Here is a 13,607-nt window from a genome sequence, read left to right as displayed (position 1 = left end):
GATATCTGCTCGATTGTTACTGTCGTTTTTATTTTTCATTTGCCTCTGACCACCAGACCTCGGGGAGGAACCAGATCCCGTCCCCGTAGACCGGCAGTCGGTCGGCAGGATATTTTAAGTGGCTGAGATGCGCAATCCGGCCGACGGCATACTCGTGGATCGGAATGACATAGCGACCTGAAATCAACACCCGGTCCAGCGCCCGCACCGCGGCGGTGAAGTCTTCGCGGCTGGTGGCGTTGAGCATCGTGTCGATCATCGCCTCGGCGGCGGGGGATTTCATGCCCATGACGTTCCGGCTGCCGGGAATGTCGGCATACTCGGCGCCCCAGTAGTAGATCTGCTCGTTCCCGGGGCTGAGCGAGAAGGCGCGGCGAAAGAAGGTGAGGTCGAAATCGTAATTCTGCTCGCGCTCGTTATACTGGGCAGGGTCTGTCGTCTCGATCGCCAGGTCGATGCCCAGCCGTTCCAGCGCCTGGGCGTAGATCTCCATGTAGGTGGCGGCCTGCTGCAACAGGCCGTCCTGCCGCAAGAGCACGGTCAGGTTCAGCGGAGCGCCCTCGGCATTGCGCAACTCGCCATCCACGACGGTCCAGCCGGCCTCGTTCAGCAGGTTCATCGCCTTGCGGATGTTGCCACGGTTGCGCTTGGTGCCGTCTCCTTCGGGCACGGTGTAGCCTTCGAGCGCGCCGGGCAGAAGCGTGTCGGCGTAAGGCTCCAGAAGCTCCCGCACGCGGCCCGAAGCCGGGCCGTCTCGCATACCCAATTCCGAGCCCGAGAAATACGAGGTGATGCGCGGCTGGCGCCCGCCGGTGAGCGTGTCGTTGATATACTCGAAATTGAAGGCCAGGATCAGCGCCTCGCGCACGCGCCAGTCATCGAGCGGCGCGCGGCGGGTGTTGAACACGAAGCCGGTCATGCCCGAGGGCGTGCCCTGCGGAATTTCCGACAGGGTGACGGCGCCGGACTGAACGGCGGGGAAGTTGTACTGCGACGCCCATTTCTCGGCATTCAACTCGCGGACGTAGGAAATGGCCTGGGCCTTGAAGGCCTCTTTCAGCACCGCATCATCGCCGTAGAACTCGATACGGATTTCGTCGAAATTGTTGGTGCCGCGCCGGAAGGCCAGGTCCTTGCCCCAGTAATCGGGGTTGCGCCGCAGGGTCACGTGACGCCCGACCTCGTAATTCTCGACCACGTAGGCCGACGAGCCGATGGGCACGTCGGCCAGCGCGGCCTCGGAGAAGTCCTTGCCCTCCCATTGGGCCTTTTTCAGGATCGGGCGCAGGCCGGCGATGAGGGCCAGTTCGCGGTCCTCGGTGTTGAAGGTCAGCCGGACGCTGCGCGGGCCGGTCGCTTCGATCTTTTCGACCTTCTGCCAGAAGCCGCGATAGCGCCCGTGACCTTCGGTGCCGATGGTCTCGTACGACCAGATCACGTCGTCCACGGTGACGGGGGAGCCGTCGGAGAACGCGGCCTCTTCGCGCAGGGTGAATTCGACCCAGTCGCGGTCGGGGCCGGTCTCGACCGATTCGGCCAGAAGACCGTAGAGCGAGAAGGGTTCGTCATAGGATCGCCCCATGAGCGACTCGTGCGTGAGGTAGCGCAACTGCCAGGGCGGCTCGCCTTTCTGGACGAAAGGATTGAGGCTGTCGAAGCTGCCGACGTTGCCGCTGACCAGCCGGCCGCCCTTGGGCGCGTCGGGGTTGGCATAGGGCAGGGACACGAAATCTGGGGGCAGGGCGGGGTCGCCGTACATAGCTATGCCATGCGAAGGCTCGGCAACGCCCGGATTGGCCGCAAAACCAGCGCCAAGAATCGCGATTGTGCGCAGCGCGCGGTGGAAAAATTCTGGTCCCATTTGGGCAACAATCCTGCTCAGGCCTTATTTGTCTGACCAACGACGTTAAAGGCGGATTTACGTCTTTTCAAACTTTTAGCTTGGATCATCACGGCGAATTGCGTATAAAGGGGGCACTGCTCGATAGGTTTCTTGCCTGTATGAAACCTGCCTCAATAACTTAACGCCGGCCTTGTGCCGGCGTTTTTTTTACGCGAACGGCAGTTTTTTCTCAACATCGCAAACATGCGCCCATAGGCGCCGAAACCCGTGTATGGCAGGTTTTCAACGACCCGCGAAACGCGCTAGGTCTGGCGCGAAAGTTTAACAGGAAGGTGCTGCACCATGTCTCTCGCCGGAAAAACCGCCATCGTCACCGGATCGACCTCGGGAATCGGTCTTGGAATCGCCACCTCCCTGGCCGAGGCCGGAGCGTGCGTCGTGCTGAACGGTCGGGCCGCGCGGGACGAGAATTACGAGATAGCGGAAAGAATTCGTAAAGATACCGGCGCGGAGGTCGAATTCATCGCCGCGGACATGAGCGACCCGGAGGCCTGCCGGAAGCTGATCGAAGAGGCGGGTGGCTGCGATATCCTGGTGAACAACGCCGGTGTGCAGCACGTGGCGGGCATCCCGGATTTCCCGGTCGAGAAATGGGACCAGATCATCGCCGTGAACCTGAGTTCCGCCTTTCACACCACCGCCGCCGCCCTGCCGGTGATGCGCGAACGGGGCTGGGGCCGGGTGATCAACATTGCCAGTGCCCATGGCCTGACCGCGAGCCCGTTCAAATCGGCCTATGTGGCCGCCAAGCACGGCATCGTCGGCCTGACCAAGGTGACGGCGCTGGAGACCGCGGAGGAGCCGATCACCTGCAACGCGATCTGCCCCGGTTACGTGATGACGCCGCTGGTCGAAAAGCAGATCCCGGACACGATGGAGAAATACGGCATGGGCCGCGAGGAGGTGATCCGCGAGGTGATCCTGGAGCGCCAGCCGTCCAAGCAGATGGCGACGGTGGAACAGATGGGCGGCACGACGGTCTTTCTGTGCTCGCCGTCGGCCGAGCAGATCACCGGCACGACCATCAGCGTGGATGGCGGCTGGACGGCGCTGTGATCGGGCCATCCGAGGGGCCAGCCCCTCGGGCTCCCCGGGATATTTGAAGCCAGAGGAAGTGAGCGTGACGTGAGCGGTAAGCGGATCAATCTGGCCTTGCAGGGCGGGGGCGCACACGGGGCTTTCACATGGGGTGTGCTCGATCGCCTGCTGGAGGCGGAAGAGGTTGAAATCGCCGGGATTTCGGGCACTTCCGCCGGGGCCTTGAACGGTGCTGCGCTGAAAGCCGGCATGCTGGCCGGGGGCCGGGAGGGCGCGCGGGAGAACCTCGATTGGCTGTGGGCGCAGATGGGCGCGGTGGAGGATTTGCGGCTGCCGGCGTGGATGACCGGGCACCTGCCCGGCGTCGGCACGCTGAGCGACGTGCTGGAGCTGTCGCCGGTCTATACCCTGGCCGATGCGGCCAGCCGGGTGGTGTCGCCCTATGCCTATGGCCCGTTCTACGTGAACCCGCTGCGGCGGGTGGTGCGGCGGTTCGCCTATGACAAGGTCTGCCGCGTCTGCGAGCCGCAGTTCTTTGTCGGCGCCACCAACGTGCATACCGGCAAGATCCGGGTATTCGAGGGCGACGGCATCACCGATGACAGCCTGCTTGCCTCGGCCTGTCTGCCGACGCTGTTCCAGGCGGTCGAGATCGACGGGGCGCATTACTGGGACGGCGGCTATAGCGGGAACCCGGCGCTTTTCCCCTTGTTCCGCAAGGACTTGCCGGATGACATCGTCGTCGTGAACATCAACCCGCTGGTGCGGGACGAGGTGCCGAAATCACCGCAGGAGATCCAGAACCGGATCAACGAGATCAGCTTCAACGCCGCGCTTTTGCGAGAGTTGCGGGCGATCCATTTCGTGCAGGAGCTGATGGATGCGGGGACCATCGCGGAGGGTGCTATGAAGCGGGTTCGGGTGCACATGATTGCCGATGACGCGCTGATGCGGGACCTGTCGGTGGCCACGAAACTGGTGCCGACTCCGCCGGTGCTGGACCGGCTGAAGCAGGCCGGGCGGGCGGCGGCGGAGAGGTTCCTGGAGACGGGCTTCGGGGATGTCGGACAGCGCGACAGCGTGGATCTGAAGGCGATGTTCGGCTGACTCGGATCGGGCCGGTCAACGGCGCCGGACAGGCCGAAACGGGACGTCGGTATCGCGTCGGTATTCCAGTGGTATCGCGACGGTGCGCCTGATCGCGTTTCGCCCGGTCGAGGCGCCGTCCGCTGCGTTTGGCAATTCGCAGGGATTTCAGTGTTCGCTGTCGGACGGGACCGCCTTGCCGTTCTGGCCCGGATAGACGAGGCCCGCGGAGATCACCAGCTTGGCCGCGTCCTCGATCGACATGTCCAGCTCGATCACGTCCGAGCGCGGAAAGAACAGCAGGAAGCCCGAGGTCGGGTTCGGCGTGGTGGGCACGAAGACGCTGAGCATGTCCTCGGATATCTGAGCCTTGTCGGCGACCTCGCCCTTGGCCTGGGTCGAGATGAAACCGACGGCCCAGATGCCCTTGCGCGGGTATTGGATCAGGCAGGCCTTCTCGAAGCTGCGCTCGGACTGGGCAAAGACCGTCTCGGCGATCTGTTTGACGCCGGAATAGATCGAGCGGACCACGGGCATCCGGTCGACCAGGCTTTCGCCGTAGCGGATGAGGGAGCGGCCGATCAGGCCCTTGGCGACCCAGCCGACGAAAAGCGTGAACACAAGAAAGACGATCACGCCGAGGCCGCGGATATTGAAATGAACCCAGTCGGCGTCGTCGGGGCGGGTGTTGCCAAGAACGAAGCGATTGACCAGGTATTCCGGCTGATAGATGTCGGGAACGAAGGGCAGAACGAAACCGTCGACCCAGCCGACCAGTGTCCAGATCAGCCAGATTGTCAGAACGACCGGGGCAATCACAACGATGCCGGTCAAAAAGCTGGCGCGCAGCCCCGCAAACCGTCCGGGTTTCTTGGGCGGTGGCGGGGGATCGTCGTCGAAAGGGGTGTTCATGAGAGCCTTCGGGGGGTTCTTGTCAGGCGATATCTAGGCGCTTCAACGGGGCGCTACAACGGATTTCAGTGCCCCGGCACCGCTTTGACCCGCATCCGCGAGGCAGATGGCGATTTTCGCGGCAAGCCGGGCATTGTTGAGGACCAGCGCGATATTGGCGTCGAGCGAGCGGCCTTGGGTGAGGCTGTAGATACGGTCGAGCAGGAAGGGTGTCACGGCCTTGCCGGTGATGCCCTTGGCCGTCGCCTCGCGCGTGGCCTCTTCGATGATGGGAATGATTTCTGCGGCGGGGATCTCGGCCTCGGCCGGAATGGGATTGGCGACAAGCTGTCCCCCCGGCAGGCCAAGCGCGGCGCGGGCGAGATGCGCGCGGGCGATGGAGTGCGGATCATCCAGCCGCAGAGGGGCTGTCAGGTCCGAGGTGGCGGACCAGAAGGCGGGCAGACTGGCCTGGCCATAGGCGATGACGGGCACACCGAGGGTTTCCAGCACTTCAAGCGTCTTGGGCAGGTCGAGGATGGCTTTGGCCCCGGCGCAGACCACCGTGACGGGGGTTTGCGCCAGTTCCTGAAGGTCGGCGGAGATGTCGAAGCTGAGTTCGGCGCCGCGATGCACGCCGCCGATGCCGCCCGTGGCGAAGGTGGCGATGCCGGCGGCATGGGCGGCGATCATGGTGGCGGCGACCGTCGTGGCGCCGGTGCCGCCGGTGGCGATGCAGAGCGCGAGGTCGGCGCGGCTGAGCTTGGCGACGGTCTGCGCGCGGGCGAGGGAGTCGAGCTGGCCCTCGTCGAGGCCGATATGCAACTGGCCCTCGAGCACGGCGATGGTGGCCGGGGTGGCGCCGGCGTCGCGCACCGTCTCCTCGACCTGGCGGGCGGTCTCCAGGTTCCGGGGAGAGGGCATACCGTGGGTGATGATGGTGCTTTCGAGCGCCACGATGGGGCGCGCCTCGGCGCGGGCGGCGGCGACCTCGGGCGAGAATTGCAAGGGCAGGGTGGTCATGGGGCGATCTCGCTGGAAACGTGGGTGGCGGCGGCCTGAAGCGCGCGGTCGAGGGCGGTGGCGCGGCTTGCGCCGGTGCATTCGGCGGCGATGTGGGCGGCCATGAAGGTGTCGCCCGCGCCGGTGACACGAGTGACGAGGACGGGCGGGGGCTGGCCGGTCAGAACACCGTCCGGCTCGGCATCGGCGGCGGGGGCGGCGCCGTTGGTGACGATCGCCCGCGCCGCCCCGCGTGCGATCAGGGCCTCGGCGGCCCCGGCGGCGGTGGCGAAGGGGCGACCGCAGAGGATGCCGGCCTCTTCGAGGTTGACGTAGAGGATGCCGCGCCCGGTTTGCAGGAAGGGCAGCAGGCGCTCGGCCTTGCCGGGCGAGGCAGGCGCGATGCGCAGGTCGGCGGCGGAAAAGGCCGGGTCGTGGGCAATCTGCGTCAGCAGGGCCGTGGTCAGGTTGCCGTCGAGAGCGATGGGTCCGGTATGGGGATTGGCGGCGCTTCCCAATGTCCCGTCGTGCAGCGGCGCGAGAATCCGGTCTCCGGCGGCTTCGAGCGAATGGGCGTCGGCGATGGCCGCCACCAGCCCGCCCGCGCCTTCGATGGCCATGTACTGATCGGTCGACAGCTCGGACGCGCGCCAGACATGGGATGTGTCGAGGCCGCGTGCGGCGCAGAGCACCAGCAATTCCTCGCCCGGGGCGTCGCGGCCCACGGCGCTGAGCAGGGCAGGGCGCAGGCCGAAATGCGCGAGGCTGAGCGCGATGTTGAGCGCGACACCGCCCGGGCCGCGGGTGATGCGGCCGGGCACGTCGGCGCCGGGCCGCATGGCGCTGGGGGCACGACCGATGATGTCCCAGAGGACAGAGCCGATGCAGAGGATGTCGGGCGGGCGCGTCATGGGGACATTTGCACCGCCCGGACAGGGGAGGGCAAGCGGTTTGCGGAGGGCGGCGACGCGGCGTAGGGTGGCGGGATGGACGACACACGCCGCTTTCGCATCCCGCTGAAACCCGTGCTGGTGCTGCTGGTCGTCGCGGCAGTAGCGGCGAACCTGCCGGCATCTTGGTTCACCGAAGAGACGGCACAAGACCGGCGGGCGGAGGTGTTTTCCGCCTTTGCCAACCTCAGCGCGGCGCCGGGGGAGGGGGCCTTTGCCTTTCTCGGTACGGTGGCGGACCTGTCGGGACAGGAGGCGCGGGTGCGCCGGGAGCGGCGGGACCATGTGCTGCCGGGGCTGCTGGAGGCCTATGCGGACCGGATCGACATGCCGGAGGATTGGATGCGGGACGCGGTGCTGGACCCCGATTATGCGCATCCGTTCGACATCTCGGCCTTCGAGGTGACCGGGCCGGAGTTCGGCGGGCATGGTATGGAAGGGCCGTGGCACTGGGGGCTTGCGGCCAGCGGGGCGGAGGATCTGTCGCCCGAGGACGCCCCGTCCGGCTGGTGCGCGCGGTGGCTGGTGGTCTGGGACAATGCGGACTGGTTCTATGCTCCTGTGGGGACGGAACCGCTGAACGACATGCTGGCCGAGGCGGCGCCGGAACTTCAGGGCGTGACGCGTGAACTTTCGGGTGGATGCGAAGGGTAGGGCGGACGTTTTCTTAAAAAGAAAACGGGTCGAAATCTTTGAAAGATTTCGGCGCGCGGCGTTCGAAGGCAGTGCATATGGGGGCTTGCGCCGCGCAGCAGAGCCGGTTATACGCGCGCCATTCAATCCCGCAGGTATGGGCGGGCTTGTCGGGGGAGACATCCCCGAAGGTCCACCGGTTGAAGCATCCGCTTCTCATCCCCGTACCGAGGCGCAAACCGGAAAGGAAAACGACCATGGCTCTTCCAGAGTTCTCCATGCGTCAGCTGCTTGAAGCTGGCGTTCACTTCGGCCACCAGACGCAGCGTTGGAACCCCCGTATGGGCGAGTTCATCTATGGCGCGCGCAATGGCATCCACATCATGGACCTGACGCAGACCGTGCCGATGCTCGACGCGGCGCTGAACGTCATCCGCGAGACCGTGGCCAAGAACGGCCGGGTGCTGTTCGTGGGCACCAAGCGGCAGGCCAGCGCACCGATCGCCGAGGCGGCCGAGAAATGCGCGCAATATTACATGAACCACCGCTGGCTGGGCGGCACGCTGACCAACTGGCAGACCGTGAGCCAGTCGATCAAGCGCCTGAACGAGATCGACGAGATCATGGAAGGCGGCGCGGAAGGCCTGACCAAGAAAGAACGCCTGGGCCTCGAGCGCGACCAGGAGAAGCTGCAGGCCAGCCTGGGCGGGATCCGCCAGATGGGCGGCGTGCCCGACCTGCTTTTCGTGATCGACGTCAAGAAAGAAGCGCTGGCCGTGGCCGAAGCCAACAAGCTGGGAATCCCGGTCGTGGCCGTGGTCGACACCAACTGTTCGCCCGATGGCGTGGATTACATCATCCCCGGCAACGACGACGCGGCGCGTGCGATCTCGCTCTACTGCGACCTGGTGTCCCGCGCGGCGCTCGACGGCATGTCGGCGCAGATGGGCGCGGCCGGGATCGACCTTGGCGCGATGGAAGAAGCCCCGGCCGAGGAGGCCGTGAGCGAAGCGCCGGCCCCGGCGGCGGAGGCCCCCGCGCCGAGCGACGAGGCGATGCATGACGATGCCATGTCGAAGGACGCGCCGCTGGACATCGAGTCCGCCGAAGAGGTCAAGAAAGAGGCCGCTGACAGCTGAGCCTGTCACGAAACCTATACTTTGCTTATGGAAAATGGGCGCGGGACAGGCCGCGCCCATGACAGCCCCAATATTCGAGGAGAGCCAAGATGGCGATCACAGCTGCAAGTGTGAAAGAACTGCGCGACAAGACCGGCGCGGGCATGATGGACGCGAAGAAAGCGCTGACCGAAACCGATGGCGACATGGAGGCCGCGGTTGACTGGCTGCGCACCAAGGGCCTGGCAAAGGCCGCCAAGAAATCCGGCCGCACCGCCGCAGAGGGCCTGGTGGCCGTCAGCGTGACCGGCGGCACAGGCGTCGCCGTCGAGGTGAACGCCGAGACCGACTTTGTCGCCAAGAACGCCGACTTCCAGAAGATGGTGGCCGAGATCGCCGGTGCCGCGGTGGGCGTGGCCAATCTCGAGGCGCTGCAGAAGGCCGAGATCGGCGGCAAGCCCGTGTCGGACATCATCACCGACAAGATCGCCACGATCGGCGAGAACATGGGCCTGCGCCGGATGGAGAAGATCGAGGGCGAGACCGTGGTGAGCTATATCCACAACGCCGCCACCGACGGCATGGGCAAGATCGGCGTGCTGGTCGCCATGAAGGGTGGTGACGAGGCATTCGGCCGTCAGGTCGCGATGCATATCGCCGCCACCAACCCCGCCGCTTTGAACGAGGCGGAGTTGGACCAGGCCGTCGTCGACAAGGAACGCCAGGTGCAGATCGACATCGCCCGCGAATCCGGCAAGCCGGAGCAGGTGATCGAGAAGATGATCGAAGGCCGCATGAAGAAGTACATGTCCGAGATCACGCTGGTGAACCAGTCCTTCGTCATCAACCCCGACGTGACCGTCGGCGCCGCCGCCTCCGAGGCGGGTGTCGAGATCACCGGCTTCATCCGCATGGAAGTGGGCGAGGGGATCGAGAAGAAGGAAGAGAACTTCGCCGAGGAAGTCGCCAAGGCGGCGCAGGGCTGAGATTGCTTTGACCGTGAGACCGAGGGGCCAGCCCCTCGGTCTCACGGTTCGAAGCGGGGGGCCAGCCCCCCGCACCCCCCGGGATATTTTCGGCCAGAGGAAGACAGGGCGCGTTCCGAGATCGGGGCGCGCTTTTTCGTTTGAGCGGCGCGCGTGTGGTGGCCGGAGCGTGCGCCGGCAGGGGCTTGCCACATTCCGCCGCAGGAGACGGCGCGCAATGTGTTGTTGACCGGGGGCCGCGCGATTCTGCAAGCGATGGTGCCTTGTCGCTGTCGCAGGGTCGCGTTTGCGAACGACCGCCCGCTGTTGCGGTGATGGCGGCAGGAGGACTCGGCGGTCCGGCCCGAGGCGGCACTGCCGCTGTGCCGTGCGTCGGGGTGGCTGACCATGCCGGCGCCGGACCCCGGGACGGTCGGCGAGGATCACATTCCGTGTCCGTGCGGGCAGGGGGCCATGAAAAACGGTGCCGCCCGGGCGGGCGACACCGTTGTTCCCAGCACCTGAAACGGGATGAGACGGTGCAGGCAAATCCGGTCGATCCGCCGAGAAATAGGCAAACCGACCGGCCCCCGGACAAACCGGCAGGCCGGGTACTCACCTGATATCACAGGGGGCGCCGACCCATGTTCCCAGGCTTAAAAGCCACCACTCACGGAACGTGGCCACTTTGCGACGTAACGTCAATTTGAGAAAGTAGGGGAATCCTTACCAAACGGTAAAATCATTCAAATCGCTTGAGAATTTCGCAAAATCGTGGCGCCCTGGCAGGGACACCCATGCCGGAAATTGTCGCCTGTCAGGTGTGGAGCACGAAGATCTGGTTCTGGAACGCGGCCTTGAGCACCGCCTGGGCGGTGGTTTCGACGCTGAGCGCTTCGCGGGCGAGGCGGAGGTGCTTTTCCACGGTGGCGGGCGTCAGTTCCATCAGCAGGGCGATGTCCTGGATCGTCTTGCCGTCGCCGACCCAGCCCAGCACCTCTTTCTGGCGACGGGTCAGCGAGCGGCCCGGCGCCTCGTAGGGCAGGGTGAGGATGCGCAGGTGCACGATGTTGTTGAGCAGGACGATGTCCTCGCCATGCTCTTCCCACAGCTTGTCGCAGTCGGCCTGGTCATGATCGGCATGGGCGGTCAGCGCGATGGCCCCCTTGGTGCGCGGCGACATCGACTTGAAGCTGATCGAGTAGCCGCAGGTGACGTCCATGGAGGCGTTGAAATCGACCACCTTGCGTTCCTGCGGGGTCAGCGTTTCGGTTTCCAGCATCTCGGCCAGGACACGCCACGAGCAGGCGCCCTCGTTGTCGAGCGCCCAGCGGACCATCGGCGCATGGTGATAGAGACCGTCGCCGATGAAGGTGTTCATGTACTCGGGCGTGTGGTTGCTGAGCAGGACGAAATCTTCCGGATCGCCCAGCGAGGTTGGCGTGCGGTAGCGGGTGAAGCCGTAGATCAGCCGGTCGAAGCCATAGTCCGCCATCTGCGCCACGTGCATGTCCCAGAGCTCTTCGATGCTGGGCGCGTTCAGGAGCGCGTTGAGATGGGTCGTGGAAATCATGCGCCGGTCTCCAGGTGCCGCGCCATGGCCTGAAGCGCCAGCGTGTAGCCATGGGCGCCGAAGCCGCAGATCACGCCGACCGCGACCCTGGCGATGTAGGATGTGTGGCGGAAATCCTCGCGCGCGTGGATGTTGCTGAGATGCAGCTCGATCGTGGGAACTTCAGTGCTCGAGATCGCATCCATCAGGGCGATGGAGGTGTGGGTATAGGCGCCGGCGTTGAGGATGAGCCCGTGATGCGTGCCGCGGGCGTCATGGATCCTGTCGACGAGCGCGCCTTCGGCGTTGGATTGCGCGAAGGCGAGCGTGACGCCCAGATCCTCGGCAACAGCGTGGCACTGTGCCTCGATGTCGCTCAGCGTCGTGGTGCCATAGACCTCGGGCTGGCGTGTGCCCAGCAGGTTGAGGTTGGGTCCGTTGAGGATCAGGATGGAAGTCATGCGGCGCGCGTCCTTTCCGCTACGTCATAGACCGTGACATACGGTGGTGTCGAGTGAGAGTTACGGGGTGTGGCACTCTGTACGGGACTGTGGCATCGGGGATGACAGGCGCGGCAGGCAGGTGAGGAGATTTGACCAAGTGCCGGACGCGCAAGGGTTTTACGGAGCCGTGCGTGCTATTTGGAGTAGGTATTATTTTAACATAATACTGATTATGCGTGAAAGCCTTACGGGCTGACGGGGATGCGCTGAAACTTGACCGGCCGGGTTTGCGTTGATGGGAAACGGATTACCTCGCACGATTAAAGCCGACCGCCCCCTGCCGATGGAGAGATCAGTGCCGGAGACGAAAAAGACCCCCTGGACCCTGCGGATCGGGCGCGGCCTGATCGCGGCGCTGTTCCTGGCCGGCGCGGTGCAGAAAGCCGTGGCGCCGGAGCAAGGCATGGCACTCTTGGGCAACCTTGGACTGCCCGGCGCGCTGATCTGGCCTGCGCTGGTGTTCAACGCGGGTGCGGGACTGGCGCTGTTGCTGGGATATGCGACGCGCTGGGTTGCGCTGGCGCTGAGCGTCTATTGCATGGTGACGAGCGTCTTTCACTTTCAGCCCGAGGATGGCTGGCAGATGTCGATCTTCGTCAAGAACTGGGCGATTGCGGGCGGTTTGCTGGTGCTGAGCGATTACGCGCGGCAAAGGCAATAGAGCAGGGCAGCCCCCTGCCCTGCACCGCCTTGAAAAAGCTTCAGAAAAACGCCTGAAGCCCGGTTTGCGCGCGCCCCAGGATCAGGGCGTGCACGTCATGCGTGCCCTCGTAGGTGTTGACGGTTTCCAGATTCATCATGTGGCGGATGACGTGGAATTCCTCGGAAATGCCGTTGCCGCCATGCATGTCGCGGGCTTGCCGCGCGATATCCAGCGCCTTGCCGCAATTGTTGCGCTTGATCAGGCTGATCATTTCGGGCGCGGCTTGCGCCTCGTCCATCAACCGACCGACGCGAAGGGCTGCCTGAAGGCCCAGGGTGATCTCGGTCTGCATGTCGGCGAGCTTCTTCTGGAAGAGCTGGGTCTGGGCAAGCGGGCGCTTGAACTGCTTGCGGTCGAGGCCGTATTGGCGCGCTGCGTGCCAGCAGAACTCGGCCGATCCCATGACGCCCCAGGCGATGCCGTAGCGGGCGCGATTGAGACATCCAAAAGGGCCTTTAAGCCCTTGAACATTCGGCAAAAGTGCCTCTTCGCCCAGCTCGACGCCATCCATGACGATCTCGCCGGTGATGGAGGCGCGCAAGGACTGCTTGCCGCCGATCTTTGGGGCACTGAGGCCCTTCATGCCCTTGTCGAGCACGAAGCCTCGGATCTTGCCGTCATGGGCGTCTGACTTGGCCCAGACGACGAAGACATCGGCAATGGGCGCGTTCGAGATCCACATCTTGGAACCAGAGATCTTGTAGCCATCGGCCGTCTTCTCGGCACGGGTCTTCATGCCGGCGGGGTCGGAGCCCGCGTCGGGTTCGGTCAGGCCGAAACACCCGATCAGTTCGCCCGAGGCGAGGCCCGGCAGGTATTTCTGGCGCTGCTCCTCGCTGCCATAGGCGTAGATGGGATACATCACCAGGCTGGACTGCACGGACATCATCGAGCGATAGCCGGAATCCACGCGCTCGATCTCGCGCGCGACAAGGCCGTAGGTGGTGTAATTGGCGCCTAGCCCGCCGTATTCCTCGGGGATGGTGGTGCCCAAAAGGCCCATCTGCCCCATCTCGCGAAAGATTCCGGGATCGGAGGTCTCGGCGGCGTAGGCGTCCTTGACCTTGGGTTGCAGCGTCTCCTGCGCAAAGCTGCGGGCGCTGTCGGCGATCATGCGTTCGTCTTCTTCCAGCTGGGCGTTCAAGAGGAACGGATCGGCCCAGTCGAACCCGGCGAGGTCGGGCTTGTCCTTGTCACGCAGTTTGGGGGCGTCGAGGCTCATGGCGGGCTCCTTTGCAGGGATCAAACGGGTTTGGCTTGAAT

The 13,607-nt window shown here is 64.8% G+C and carries 13 protein-coding genes; 6 read left to right on the top strand and 7 right to left on the bottom strand.

What is annotated here, in order from left to right; all coding sequences use genetic code 11:
• Positions 1-28: 28 nt before the first annotated feature.
• A complete protein-coding gene (locus FIU85_RS01095) occupies positions 29-1,759 on the bottom strand; it encodes an extracellular solute-binding protein (RefSeq protein ID WP_152498136.1) in 1,731 nt (576 codons plus the stop codon).
• Positions 1,760-2,185: 426 nt separating this feature from the next.
• On the opposite strand from FIU85_RS01095, the gene FIU85_RS01090 reads away from it, so the two are divergent.
• Positions 2,186-2,959: a 3-hydroxybutyrate dehydrogenase gene (locus FIU85_RS01090; RefSeq protein ID WP_152495536.1), complete on the top strand. Its 774-nt coding sequence runs from the start codon at positions 2,186-2,188 to the stop codon at positions 2,957-2,959.
• Positions 2,960-3,028: 69 nt separating this feature from the next.
• Complete coding sequence (locus tag FIU85_RS01085) at positions 3,029-4,048, top strand: patatin-like phospholipase family protein (protein WP_152495535.1); 1,020 nt, start codon at positions 3,029-3,031, stop codon at positions 4,046-4,048.
• A 147-nt stretch (positions 4,049-4,195) separates the two neighbouring features.
• Here the strand turns inward: FIU85_RS01085 and FIU85_RS01080 are convergent, their stop codons facing one another.
• The 3 genes from FIU85_RS01080 to FIU85_RS01070 are packed head-to-tail and all read right to left on the bottom strand — an operon-like array spanning position 4,196 to position 6,831.
• The gene (locus tag FIU85_RS01080; RefSeq protein ID WP_152492460.1) at positions 4,196-4,939 is read right to left on the bottom strand and encodes a DUF502 domain-containing protein; all 744 of its coding nucleotides are present in this window, start codon (positions 4,937-4,939) and stop codon (positions 4,196-4,198) included.
• Positions 4,940-4,981: 42 nt separating this feature from the next.
• Positions 4,982-5,941: a pseudouridine-5'-phosphate glycosidase gene (locus tag FIU85_RS01075; RefSeq protein ID WP_152495534.1), complete on the bottom strand. Its 960-nt coding sequence runs from the start codon at positions 5,939-5,941 to the stop codon at positions 4,982-4,984.
• Entirely contained in the window at positions 5,938-6,831 is an 894-nt protein-coding gene (locus FIU85_RS01070) for a PfkB family carbohydrate kinase (protein WP_152495533.1), read from the bottom strand. Before FIU85_RS01070 ends, FIU85_RS01075 begins: the two co-directional genes overlap by 4 nt.
• A 75-nt stretch (positions 6,832-6,906) precedes the next feature.
• Here FIU85_RS01070 and FIU85_RS01065 point away from each other — a divergent pair, with 75 nt between their 5' ends.
• The 3 genes from FIU85_RS01065 to tsf all read left to right on the top strand — a co-directional run bounded on the left by FIU85_RS01065 (position 6,907) and on the right by tsf (position 9,607).
• The gene (locus FIU85_RS01065; RefSeq protein WP_152495532.1) at positions 6,907-7,524 is read left to right on the top strand and encodes a hypothetical protein; all 618 of its coding nucleotides are present in this window, start codon (positions 6,907-6,909) and stop codon (positions 7,522-7,524) included.
• A 236-nt stretch (positions 7,525-7,760) separates the two neighbouring features.
• A complete protein-coding gene (gene rpsB / locus FIU85_RS01060) occupies positions 7,761-8,642 on the top strand; it encodes a 30S ribosomal protein S2 (RefSeq protein WP_152492464.1) in 882 nt (293 codons plus the stop codon).
• 89 nt (positions 8,643-8,731) lie between these two features.
• Positions 8,732-9,607, top strand: coding sequence for a translation elongation factor Ts (gene tsf / locus FIU85_RS01055; RefSeq protein WP_152492465.1), 876 nt, complete (start codon positions 8,732-8,734; stop codon positions 9,605-9,607).
• 796 nt (positions 9,608-10,403) lie between these two features.
• Here the strand turns inward: tsf and FIU85_RS01050 are convergent.
• Positions 10,404-11,159, bottom strand: coding sequence for a LuxR family transcriptional regulator (locus FIU85_RS01050; RefSeq protein WP_152495531.1), 756 nt, complete (start codon positions 11,157-11,159; stop codon positions 10,404-10,406).
• A complete protein-coding gene (gene aroQ, locus FIU85_RS01045) occupies positions 11,156-11,599 on the bottom strand; it encodes a type II 3-dehydroquinate dehydratase (RefSeq protein WP_152495530.1) in 444 nt (147 codons plus the stop codon). The genes FIU85_RS01050 and aroQ overlap by 4 nt, the downstream gene beginning before the upstream one ends.
• 337 nt (positions 11,600-11,936) lie before the next feature.
• Here aroQ and FIU85_RS01040 point away from each other — a divergent pair, with 337 nt between their 5' ends.
• Complete coding sequence (locus FIU85_RS01040) at positions 11,937-12,302, top strand: DoxX family protein (RefSeq protein WP_254702968.1); 366 nt, start codon at positions 11,937-11,939, stop codon at positions 12,300-12,302.
• A gap of 40 nt (positions 12,303-12,342) precedes the next feature.
• Here the strand turns inward: FIU85_RS01040 and FIU85_RS01035 are convergent, their stop codons facing one another.
• A complete protein-coding gene (locus FIU85_RS01035; protein ID WP_152495528.1) occupies positions 12,343-13,566 on the bottom strand; it encodes an acyl-CoA dehydrogenase in 1,224 nt (407 codons plus the stop codon).
• Positions 13,567-13,607: the final 41 nt, after the last annotated feature.

It is taken from the genome of Roseovarius sp. THAF8 (assembly GCF_009363735.1).
GTDB lineage: Bacteria > Pseudomonadota > Alphaproteobacteria > Rhodobacterales > Rhodobacteraceae > Roseovarius.
The sequence above is the reverse complement of the archived record's forward strand: the minus strand, read 5'-3'. Positions and strand labels throughout refer to the sequence as shown.

Coding starts and splice junctions, on each gene's coding strand:
- FIU85_RS01095 (WP_152498136.1), bottom strand. CDS start 1,759: ATGTACGGCGACCCCGCCCTGCCCCCAGATTTCGTGTCCCTGCCCTAT.
- FIU85_RS01090 (WP_152495536.1), top strand. CDS start 2,186: ATGTCTCTCGCCGGAAAAACCGCCATCGTCACCGGATCGACCTCGGGA.
- FIU85_RS01080 (WP_152492460.1), bottom strand. CDS start 4,939: ATGAACACCCCTTTCGACGACGATCCCCCGCCACCGCCCAAGAAACCC.
- FIU85_RS01075 (WP_152495534.1), bottom strand. CDS start 5,941: ATGACCACCCTGCCCTTGCAATTCTCGCCCGAGGTCGCCGCCGCCCGC.
- FIU85_RS01070 (WP_152495533.1), bottom strand. CDS start 6,831: ATGACGCGCCCGCCCGACATCCTCTGCATCGGCTCTGTCCTCTGGGAC.
- FIU85_RS01065 (WP_152495532.1), top strand. CDS start 6,907: ATGGACGACACACGCCGCTTTCGCATCCCGCTGAAACCCGTGCTGGTG.
- rpsB (WP_152492464.1), top strand. CDS start 7,761: ATGGCTCTTCCAGAGTTCTCCATGCGTCAGCTGCTTGAAGCTGGCGTT.
- tsf (WP_152492465.1), top strand. CDS start 8,732: ATGGCGATCACAGCTGCAAGTGTGAAAGAACTGCGCGACAAGACCGGC.
- FIU85_RS01050 (WP_152495531.1), bottom strand. CDS start 11,159: ATGATTTCCACGACCCATCTCAACGCGCTCCTGAACGCGCCCAGCATC.
- aroQ (WP_152495530.1), bottom strand. CDS start 11,599: ATGACTTCCATCCTGATCCTCAACGGACCCAACCTCAACCTGCTGGGC.
- FIU85_RS01035 (WP_152495528.1), bottom strand. CDS start 13,566: ATGAGCCTCGACGCCCCCAAACTGCGTGACAAGGACAAGCCCGACCTC.